This is a genomic window from Bacillus sp. MBGLi79 (genome assembly GCF_002953915.1).
In genome coordinates, this window is record NZ_CP026521.1 from 2235599 (window position 1) to 2237339 (window position 1741).

The 1741-nt window shown below is 38.5% G+C and carries 1 protein-coding gene and 1 pseudogene; one reads left to right on the top strand and one right to left on the bottom strand.

The window, feature by feature from the left end; genetic code table 11:
- Positions 1 to 1082 (top strand): xylan 1,4-beta-xylosidase (gene xynB / locus C1T29_RS11105; RefSeq protein WP_231516556.1); only part of this gene is annotated, 1082 nt, incomplete at its 5' end.
- A 107-nt stretch (positions 1083 to 1189) separates the two neighbouring features.
- On the opposite strand, the pseudogene C1T29_RS11110 reads toward xynB, so the two are convergent.
- Positions 1190 to 1672, bottom strand: a pseudogene (locus tag C1T29_RS11110) (ROK family protein); the annotation flags it as partial.
- Positions 1673 to 1741 lie beyond the last annotated feature (69 nt).

A 1741-nucleotide genomic window follows, 5' to 3' on the forward strand; every position in this document is an offset into this window, starting at 1 on the left:
AAGTGATATTTAAAGGAACTGACAGAAAGCTAACAGAAGCTCCGCACCTTTATCATATCGGGAACTATTATTATTTACTAACTGCAGAAGGAGGAACGCGGTTCGAACATGCTGCAACAATTGCCCGATCTGCAAATATTGAGGGACCATATGAAGTTCATCCCGATAATCCAATCTTAACGTCATGGCATGATCCAGGAAATCAATTGCAAAAATGCGGACATGCATCCATTGTTCAAACACATACAGGTGAGTGGTATTTAGCTCATTTAACGGGACGCCCCATCCATCCAGACGATGAGTCAATTTTTCAGCAGAGAGGATATTGTCCTTTGGGCAGAGAAACAGCTATTCAAAAACTCTACTGGAAAGATGAATGGCCCTATGTAGCAGGCGGAAAAGAAGGAAGCTTGGAGGTGGAAGCGCCTTCTATACCCGAAACCGTGTTTGAAGCCACGTACCCCGAAGTTGATGAATTTGAGGATTCAACATTAAATATCAATTTTCAAACTTTAAGAATTCCGTTCACGAAAGAATTAGGTTCATTGACTCAGGTGCCAAATCATTTACGATTATACGGTCATGAATCATTAACCTCGACATTTACTCAGGCATTTGTAGCCAGGCGTTGGCAAAGCCTCCATTTTGAAGCGGAAACAGCTGTAGCGTTTTTCCCGGAAAATTTTCAACAAGCCGCTGGTTTGGTGAACTACTACAATACAGAGAACTGGACGGCTCTTCAAATCACGCATGATGAAGAACTCGGCCGTATTCTTGAATTAACAATATGTGATAACTTTTCTTTTTCACAGCCATTACACAATAAAATTGTTATTTCTCGTGAAGTAAAGTATGTATATTTAAAAGTAAATATCGACAAGGAAAAATATTATTATTTCTATTCTTTTAACAAAGAAGATTGGCACAAAATTGATATTGCATTGGAATCGAAAAAATTATCAGATGATTACATCCGTGGGGGAGGATTCTTTACAGGAGCCTTTGTAGGGATGCAATGTCAAGATACCAGCGGTCATCATATTCCGGCCGACTTTAGATATTTTCGTTATACAGAAAAATAAAGTGTATGTGAAAAAGGAGGCTCTATTTTAGAACTCCTTTTTCATCTAAGAATGTGTCCTATATCACAAACAAAAAGCTCATCAATAAAGATGAGCGGAGAGCGACATTACATTGTAACCATATCCAGAAAATGATCAATCACAATGGAGGACATTCCTAATGCCGGCGCATTTTTTCCTAAGGAAGATGGTAATAATTCATAGCTATTGCCTAATTGGGAATAAACCCTGGACGATACTTCGCTTCTAATTGAATTTAAAACCATAGGATGGGATTCAATTATGCTGTTTCTTAAAATGATGGCTTGTGGATTGAATGTATTTAGAATATTGGTAAGGCCTATTCCTAAATAGAATCCAAAATTCTGTAATGCATGTAAGGTGCTGATATCATTTGCATGGGCGAGCTCTATGATATCTTGATAGGACACTTTTTTCTCTTTCGTCTGAAGCGATGTTAATAAAGCCTTTTCTGAAGCATACAATTCCCAGCAACCTCGGTTTCCGCAACTGCATTTAGGACCATTAAAGTCAATTGTCATATGTCCCATTTCTCCAGAGAATCCGCTTACCCCTCTATATAAATGAGAGATAACCCTACATTAAAAGAGATCCCTATTGCAGTCGGTGGTAATGCTTCTCGTCGAGGTGTTATCTGT